The sequence below is a fragment of the Arthrobacter sp. BL-252-APC-1A genome, assembly GCF_009696625.1.
In the GTDB taxonomy this organism is placed as follows: Bacteria; Actinomycetota; Actinomycetes; order Actinomycetales; family Micrococcaceae; genus Arthrobacter_B.
This window is the reverse complement of record NZ_VULS01000022.1, coordinates 1-7186: the sequence shown is the minus strand read 5'-3', so window position 1 is coordinate 7186 and position 7186 is coordinate 1. Positions and strand designations below refer to the sequence as shown.

General features: G+C 60.7%; 11 protein-coding genes. 10 read left to right on the top strand and 1 reads right to left on the bottom strand.

Annotated elements, in window-relative coordinates; translation table 11 throughout:
• From FYJ28_RS17480 to FYJ28_RS16945, 6 genes are all read left to right on the top strand, one after another.
• Window positions 1–115, top strand: a 115-nt coding sequence (locus tag FYJ28_RS17480) for an integrase core domain-containing protein (protein ID WP_154579921.1), incomplete at its 5' end; no start/stop codon positions are given.
• Window positions 66–572, top strand: coding sequence for a M23 family metallopeptidase (locus FYJ28_RS17675; RefSeq protein WP_326831801.1), 507 nt, complete (start codon window positions 66–68; stop codon window positions 570–572). The genes FYJ28_RS17480 and FYJ28_RS17675, both read left to right, overlap by 50 nt.
• 14 nt (window positions 573–586) lie before the next feature.
• Complete coding sequence (locus FYJ28_RS16960) at window positions 587–2020, top strand: chromosome partitioning protein ParA (protein ID WP_154580179.1); 1434 nt, start codon at window positions 587–589, stop codon at window positions 2018–2020.
• A 408-nt stretch (window positions 2021–2428) separates the two neighbouring features.
• Window positions 2429–3721, top strand: a complete 1293-nt coding sequence (locus FYJ28_RS16955; RefSeq protein ID WP_154580178.1) for a hypothetical protein — start codon at window positions 2429–2431, stop codon at window positions 3719–3721.
• Window positions 3722–3828: 107 nt separating this feature from the next.
• Window positions 3829–4473 (top strand): AAA family ATPase, encoded by a 645-nt coding sequence (locus tag FYJ28_RS16950; RefSeq protein WP_154580177.1) that lies wholly within the window; start codon window positions 3829–3831, stop codon window positions 4471–4473.
• Entirely contained in the window at window positions 4464–4769 is a 306-nt protein-coding gene (locus tag FYJ28_RS16945; RefSeq protein ID WP_154580176.1) for a hypothetical protein, read from the top strand. Before FYJ28_RS16950 ends, FYJ28_RS16945 begins: the two co-directional genes overlap by 10 nt.
• Window positions 4770–4866: 97 nt before the next feature.
• Here FYJ28_RS16945 and FYJ28_RS16940 read toward each other — a convergent pair whose 3' ends face one another.
• Window positions 4867–5178, bottom strand: a complete 312-nt coding sequence (locus tag FYJ28_RS16940) for a hypothetical protein (RefSeq protein ID WP_229780545.1) — start codon at window positions 5176–5178, stop codon at window positions 4867–4869.
• Window positions 5179–5784: 606 nt separating this feature from the next.
• Here FYJ28_RS16940 and FYJ28_RS16935 point away from each other — a divergent pair.
• The 4 genes from FYJ28_RS16935 to FYJ28_RS16920 are packed head-to-tail and all read left to right on the top strand — an operon-like array spanning window position 5785 to window position 6969.
• Window positions 5785–6042: a glutaredoxin family protein gene (locus FYJ28_RS16935; RefSeq protein ID WP_154580175.1), complete on the top strand. Its 258-nt coding sequence runs from the start codon at window positions 5785–5787 to the stop codon at window positions 6040–6042.
• A 51-nt stretch (window positions 6043–6093) separates the two neighbouring features.
• Window positions 6094–6507: a single-stranded DNA-binding protein gene (locus FYJ28_RS16930; RefSeq protein WP_154580174.1), complete on the top strand. Its 414-nt coding sequence runs from the start codon at window positions 6094–6096 to the stop codon at window positions 6505–6507.
• 8 nt (window positions 6508–6515) lie between these two features.
• Window positions 6516–6695, top strand: a complete 180-nt coding sequence (locus FYJ28_RS16925) for a hypothetical protein (RefSeq protein WP_154580173.1) — start codon at window positions 6516–6518, stop codon at window positions 6693–6695.
• A 22-nt stretch (window positions 6696–6717) separates the two neighbouring features.
• Window positions 6718–6969 (top strand): ParB family protein, encoded by a 252-nt coding sequence (locus FYJ28_RS16920; protein WP_154580172.1) that lies wholly within the window; start codon window positions 6718–6720, stop codon window positions 6967–6969.
• Window positions 6970–7186: the final 217 nt, after the last annotated feature.

The window sequence follows — 7186 nt, the reverse complement described above, 5'->3', positions numbered from 1 at the left end:
CAGCAACCAGGAACGCACAGCAGCACTTGCACCATGGCTCGAGCACTACAACAATGAACGACGCCATAGCGCACTCGGAGGCAAACCACCCATCAGCCGACTGCTACCAACCTGACGGCCGGGTACAGCTAGTCCCGGGAGAAGTCAACCTCGCCGGATGGGCAAAGCCCGGCGCCGGACCGGTCAACGGCGAATACGGACCCCGAGAGACCATCAAAACCCCCGCAGGACCTACACCGGCTTTCCACTTCGGCATCGACTTGGAAGCCGGCGGCTGCGAAGGACCCATCTGGGCTGCGCAGGCAGGCACCGTCAGCCAGGTCTTCCAAGACATCAGCGGCGGCTGGATCGTCGAGGTCGACCACGGCGGGGGCGTCGTCACCTGGTACGTCCACATGTACTCCAACGGCATCCTCGTCGAGGTCGGAGACAAAGTCGAAGCCGGACAAATGATCGCCCGGGTGGGCAGCTCCGGAATGAGCACTGCCTGCCATCTGCACTTTGAGGTCCATGTCAGCGGTGACCCCGTTGACCCAGCCTCGTTCCTGGCCGAAGTCGGTATCACCTACTAATCGAAGGAGTTCCCATGAGCACCGCACCAGCAGAGTGGCCCAAAGTGGAAGCCATCATTAAGGAAGACGGAACCGGCGAAGTCAGAATCGGCGGCAGCATCCATCCCATCCAAACCGGTGATCTTGCAGCCGCCCGCGCAGCTGCCGTGGAAATCGTAGCCGGCGCGGCAGCGAAGCTAGGCCGCAATCTGCGTGCAGCCATGAGCGACCCTGAGGGCGAATGGCCGCTCATCATCCACGCCGACGGAACTGTAGAAGAAGCCGACCCGGGCACGGCCCAGGAACCAGGCAAGGAAAAGCCCGCCCGGCGACGGAAAGCCACCCCGACGGTCCCCGCCGAAGTCATCACCTCTTCTCAGATACCGGCCCGGAAAGACACCGAACCCACACCGGAAAGAAAGCGGCCACAATCCATGGAAAAGCCCGCTATAGTCCCCACGAAGACAGAAACGGCTCCCCCTACCGAAACGCCCTCAGGAACCCCGCAGCAGACCCGGCAGAGCCTGAAAGACACCTCGTTCCTGGTCAGCGCTCCTGTCCTAGAGCCGGCCACCCAAGGATGGAGAGGAACCCTCAGCCGGCTCGGCTTCCGCATGGAACCTTCAGCGGAGGAACTCGCTGAACGTGAAGACATCCGCACCGTCAGCCAGCACTGGCCCGGCCCCCGCACCGTCGCAGTCGTCAACCGCAAGGGCGGAGCCAACAAGACACCCACCGTCGTCATGCTCTCCGCGATCCTGGCCCGCTACAGCGGAGCCGCCACCGTGGCCTGGGACAACAACGAATCCCAGGGCACCCTAGGCTGGCGCACCGAGCAGGGAGGACACAGCAACAGCGTTCTGGACCTCATTGATTCCTCTCAAACACTCCTCTCCCCTAGTACCAACGCAGCCGAAATCGCACGCTTCGTCCACCACCAGACTTCAGACAAGTTCGACGTCCTCCGCTCCGACGAGAACGAAGAAGGAGACCACGAGGTAACAGCCGAGGAAGTGGACATCGCCCACCAGGTGCTCACCCGCTACTACCGGCTCATCGTCATGGACTCAGGCAATACGGCCAGGGCAGCGAACTGGCGGCGCATGATCCACCACACCGACCAGCTCGTGGTGCCTGTGACCGCCATCGAGGACCGCGCAGAAGCAGCACGCCTGACCCTCCAAACCCTCGAATCCCGCGGCGGCCACGACGCCGAGCTCGCAGCGAACGCCGTCGTCATCGTTTCTGAATCAACTGATTCCAAACGCAGCATGAGCGGAGAAGCCCTGAAGCGTGCCAAGGCAGAGGCCCAGCGAATCGCGGACGGGTTCGCGCCCCACGTCCGCTCGGTTGTCCGGATCCCCTACGACCCTGCCCTGGTCAACGGACCCATCCGCTACGACTCCCTGCAGCCGGCCACGCAGCGGGCATGGCTCGGGGCTGCGGCTGCTGTGGCCAGAGGGTTTTGAGCAACACACCCACGAGCTGCCGCATTTAAATTAAATGCACATGACAGGATGTTGGTTATGCAGCAGACCCAGCGACAAATCGGAAGGCCGCGACTCGACGTCGGTCCGCGCCACACCGTTGCTGTGAAACTTGAGCAGCCGGAGTGGGAGAAACTGCAAGAAATCGCGCAGATTCTCGGTATCAAGCCCGGCCCTCACGCCACCCAAACCCTTATTGACTACCTAAGATCGGTGGACCTTACCGCTCTGAGGAACCAGGAGGTCTTATTCAGTAAGGCCAGTTAAACGAACAAGGCCCGCCACGAGGGCGGGCCTTCATATGAAGTTCGAAAGCTCTCCACCCCGTTTGCTTGGCGGCTCCGGGTGAAGGGCTCTTACAGCTACACCCTCTAGGAGGGTCCTTCTGTTATGCCCGTAAGTCTACACAAGGCTTCTTCTGCATGTGAAGTCGACGCGCTGGGCGCGTCTTCACACCGCACAGGACGCCGCAGATCCGCCCGTGCTGAGCTCGTCTGTGTGCCGGACGGCCACAAGCGCACCGGTGCCCCCCTGGACGGCGGGATCCTGGGACCAGTCCCCCGCCGGACCACCCGCCGCGTGAACCGCAGCGCCGAGACCTCCAGGGAAGTCGTTCGTGCCGCCGTGCCCAAGGGCAGCCTCCGCGCAGCGCACGGAAACCAGGTCACTGCGCACCTCAGGAACCTCCTTGCCCTCCGGCGCATGCGCGCCGACGGCAAGCAAAACCGCCTGCGGACCATGGCCTACCTCATCGCCAGAACCGACTACGAGACCATGACCTGCCGCCCGGGCTGGGATTCCATTGCCGAGGCCGTCGGCTGCCACCGGCGAACCATTGCCAGGTACCTCGCAGAATTTGAAGCATGGGGCCTGCTTGGCCGAGTAGCCGGCGGCCGCCAGGCCCGGTACGCCGCACCAGGACCAGACGGAGAGAAGATCAACGAAGCGGCCGTGTACGTGCTGTGCGTGCCTTCCCCGCTCGCGCTGCTCCGCGGGGAACAGAAACCAGCTGTGGATATAAATGCCACCCCTCCCGCCCTAGGCGGTTCTCACCTTAAAGAAAAAGAATTAACCCACACACGCGCGCGCGAAAACGAAGTTCCTTCGGACGTGGCTACGCCACGCCTGCTCAACCCAGGTGCCGCAAGCGGCGCACCCACTCCCCCAGTGCCATGGCGTCCGGAAATACGATGGCCGGCCCACCGGACGACAAGCCGCAAAATACAGCGGCAGGCGGCCGCATCCGAGATCTGGTACCGCACCTTTGCGCTCCGGTGCCTCTCAATCAAAGATCTCTCCAGCATCTGCCGGGACTTTTTCCTCGCCGGTTGGACCGTCGCGGACATTCTCCACGCCCTGGACTGGCAACCGGACGGCACCGCATGGCCGCACAGCGGCGCTCCTGAGACCCGAGAACCCGGACGCATCCGCGGTTGGGTCAAAAACCGACTTGCTGCCTGGCGAACCGTTGAGGGCGAGCCCCTGCGTTCAAAAGACCAGCAAGCAGCCGCTCAATCAGCTGCGCTTAAGCGCGAGCAAGCCTTGGAACGGCGCCGGCTGGAGAAAGAACGTCTGGACCGGGCTTCAACCGTAGCCGCGAGCAATACCCGGCCCAGCTGGAGGGTGCTGGCCGCCCAGCACGGATACACGCCTGCAACCTCTGCACCCCGGAAACGACACTGACAGCCGATATCACAATGCTATCGGTAGCATCGTGATATCATTGAGCTATCAAATCATTCTGATATCGCTGTGATATCAGATGCGTAGCGCGTGAACTGGAGAGACACATGCCGATACTTTTAGTGGGCAGCCAAAAAGGCGGCACCGGAAAGACGACAACGACGGTCAATATCGCTGCAGAACTCGCCAGAGTTGGTGAGGACGTCATCATTGTGGACTGCGACAAGAGCGTCCAGTCAGCTTTCACCTGGGCCGGCGACAGAGTCCAAGACGATTCTCTCCCCCGGGTTCATTCCGTTCAGGCCACCGGCAACGTCCGGGAAGTCCTGAAGGACCTCAAAACGCGGTACAGCTACGTTGTAGTCGATGTTCCCGGCCACGACAGCCAGGAAATGCGCACAGCCATGACTGTCGCCGACCTGATGATCATTCCGGTTCGTCCCTCCCAATTTGACCTGGACACCATCCCCGGAATGGTCGAGCTCATCGAGACCGCCCAGGATATGAACCCCAAGCTCAAGGCCATGGCCCTGCTGACGCAGGTACCCACGTACTCATCGGCAACGGAACAAGACGAGGCCAAGGAATACCTGCGGGACTATCCGCAGATCCCGCTTATCGACGCTGCACTCAAGATCCGCAAGGTTTACCGCGACAGCATCCCAGCCGGCAGGGGAGTGGTTGAAGCTTCCAACAGTCCAGCCAAGGCCGAGGTCCAGGTGCTGGTGAAGGAGATCCAGTCATGGCTATAAAGAAACGTCAGCCGCCGGCAGTCAGCCCTGCCCCCGCCATGTCTGACGACCAGGATGAACTGGCCAGGAAAGCCGAGGAATTTGGCAGGGGAGGATATGCGCCAGTCGAGCCAGCCGCAGAGGACGAGCTGGATCCTGACGCGCCTCTAACCAAGATGATGCCGTTCCGGATGAATGAGTATCAAAAACTGCTCCTGAAGGAATCAGCGGCTGAGGACCGGCGCAGCCAGCAGAAGCTACTCGAATCTCTCATCTGGCCTGAACTGGAGCGGCGAAGGGCCGAACGTACCAGATAGCCTAATGATATCTCGCCGATATCGTCTTGATATCACTATGGATTAACAGTGATATCAAGACGATATCGGCTCTGCCTAGCAGGTACCGTCGGCGGGCCTAAGCCACGCTCTCCAGAATGTTTTCCAGGATCCATTCATCGCTTCTTGGGTCCCGCCGCAGCGTAAAGGTGCGCAGGGCACTCGATGCAGTGAGCCACACCTGCACCTGCCAGTACTCCACACTCACGAGGTCCCCGCTACCGCGGACCGCTGAGCCTTCCTGATCCCACCAGCTGCACCGGGTGAACCAGTGCACAGGGTCGGCCGCCACGGCCCATACTCGCCCCTCGTGACGCACCGCCAACGGGATTCCTGCAGTAGTGAAACGGACCGCAACGGATCCCATCGCTTCGGCTGCTGCGACTGTCATTGAAGACTTCCTCCCTGGCCGGCCATCACACCAACGCCGCTCCATCTATCTCCAGATATTAGAACACATGTTCTAATAAAGTGCCCCCGGGATACGCGTAGATGACAGCCGGCACCTCCGTCTCAGGCTCAACAAAGCGGTCCTGCGCTGCGCTTCGGGCTGTGGCCGGCGGCTCCTTCGTCGCCGCCGGCTGATCTGTCTACGACGTCTTTTTTTGCTGCTGCCCTGCGGATTCTGCGCCCCCGCTCCGCAGCGTCAACCGGCTGGCGCCGGCTGCGGTCCCAACAATCCTCTCCGGCGCTCCTTCGTCGCTTATTTCCTCCCAGGATTCTTAGCCCCTGGCGCCTACGGCGTTGAGCACTGCTCCGGCGGGGACAAGCGAGCAAGCTCGCCAGCAGGCAAAAAACAACGGGGGAGAGGCCAACAACCCAACCCAGCGAAACCGGTCCCGAAACTACTCGCACGTTCCAGCCATAAACGGGTATAAAAACACCTAGAATTAGCGCCAAAACCTCTTTTATTCAGATGAATAAATGGGAAAATAGAGACATCACCAACAGCACGGACTCTGACTAAACCGACTACGAAACCTAAGGAATGAGCGCCATGACTATCACCGTCTACACCAAGCCCGGCTGCTCACCCTGCAAGCTCACCATCGGAAAGTTCAAAACCGCAGGACTTGATCCCCAGGTAGTCGATATCAGCGTCACCCCCGCAGCACTGGAATACATCACCGAGGAACTCGGGTACGCCCAGGCACCCGTCGTCGTCTACGAACGGGACGGATCCGAAGATCACTGGTCAGGACTGAACCCGGACAAGATCAACCAGGTCATCGCCCTGGAAACTCCCAGCACCTAACCCATAAAAAGCAGCACTCCCATCTATCACCGACGAAGGAAGCTGATCACCATGGCAGGCGAACCCACCACCACCATTGCCGGAAACCTCACCTCGGATCCCGAACTGCGCTTCACTCCCAGCGGCGTCCCGGTGGCGAACTTCACCATCGCTTCAACACCGCGGATCCTGGACCGCCAAAGCAACGAGTGGAAAGACGGAGAAACACTCTTCATCCGGTGCACCGTATGGCGCGAAACAGCCGAATACATCGCTGAATCCCTCACTAAGGGAAGCCGGGTCATAGCCGAAGGAACACTGAAATCCCGGCGGTTCGAAACCAAGGACGGCGAGAACCGAACCACCATCGAACTCGACGTCGAAGAAATCGGAGCGTCCCTCAAATACGGCCCCGTGCAGCCGGCCAAACGCCCCTCACAGCCCGAACAACAGAGCGGAAACCCCTACCTCGCACCCGTGGAGTAGAGAGAAAAATGCCAGGCAAGAAACTTGAGCTCGGTGGAGAGCATGACGTGTTCGTGCTCTCCACCGCACTCGAACGCATCAGGGAAGAATTCCTGTACCGCAGCGAGGACCCCACAGAACGAACGGGAGCCCCTTTCCTGGAGTGGGCTGCTGCCGCGGAGAACCTCAGGATCCAGGTGCTGGAATGAAGACCTTGAACCAGGGAACCCGATGAGCCAAAGAAAACCTGCGTCATTCACCCCGTATTTCACCGAACAAGACGCGGATCAGGTCAGAGCCGCCTTCCTGGCAGCCGGCGGAGCGGAAGGCTACCGGTCAGTCTCAGAACTCATTGAGGGCGCAGTGCTGCGCGAAGTCCGCCGGTTGCAGCGCAAACACAACAACGGCGGGAAATGGGTCCCGGTGAAAGCCGGGGCATTGCGCCCCGGGCGCCGGACCCTCCATGAAGAGGGCCGCGCATGAACCGAGACCTCTTCCGCTTTGCCGGCCGCTGTCGTTCTGTTAGAAAACCGCCTCAGGCGAACAGGAATAACGGGGCAAGCAGAACAGCTAGCTCCAATGGGTATCTCTGGCTGCCAGCTCACGAGCTCCAGTTCCTATCACGCCAGTTATAGGAACTGCTACGGTGAGGTAAACAAGGGGATCATCGGCATGGGCTTCCACCTTGACCGAGATACCT

Coding starts and splice junctions, on each gene's coding strand:
- FYJ28_RS16960 (WP_154580179.1), top strand. CDS start 587: ATGAGCACCGCACCAGCAGAGTGGCCCAAAGTGGAAGCCATCATTAAG.
- FYJ28_RS16955 (WP_154580178.1), top strand. CDS start 2,429: ATGCCCGTAAGTCTACACAAGGCTTCTTCTGCATGTGAAGTCGACGCG.
- FYJ28_RS16950 (WP_154580177.1), top strand. CDS start 3,829: ATGCCGATACTTTTAGTGGGCAGCCAAAAAGGCGGCACCGGAAAGACG.
- FYJ28_RS16945 (WP_154580176.1), top strand. CDS start 4,464: ATGGCTATAAAGAAACGTCAGCCGCCGGCAGTCAGCCCTGCCCCCGCC.
- FYJ28_RS16940 (WP_229780545.1), bottom strand. CDS start 5,178: ATGACAGTCGCAGCAGCCGAAGCGATGGGATCCGTTGCGGTCCGTTTC.
- FYJ28_RS16935 (WP_154580175.1), top strand. CDS start 5,785: ATGACTATCACCGTCTACACCAAGCCCGGCTGCTCACCCTGCAAGCTC.
- FYJ28_RS16930 (WP_154580174.1), top strand. CDS start 6,094: ATGGCAGGCGAACCCACCACCACCATTGCCGGAAACCTCACCTCGGAT.
- FYJ28_RS16925 (WP_154580173.1), top strand. CDS start 6,516: ATGCCAGGCAAGAAACTTGAGCTCGGTGGAGAGCATGACGTGTTCGTG.
- FYJ28_RS16920 (WP_154580172.1), top strand. CDS start 6,718: ATGAGCCAAAGAAAACCTGCGTCATTCACCCCGTATTTCACCGAACAA.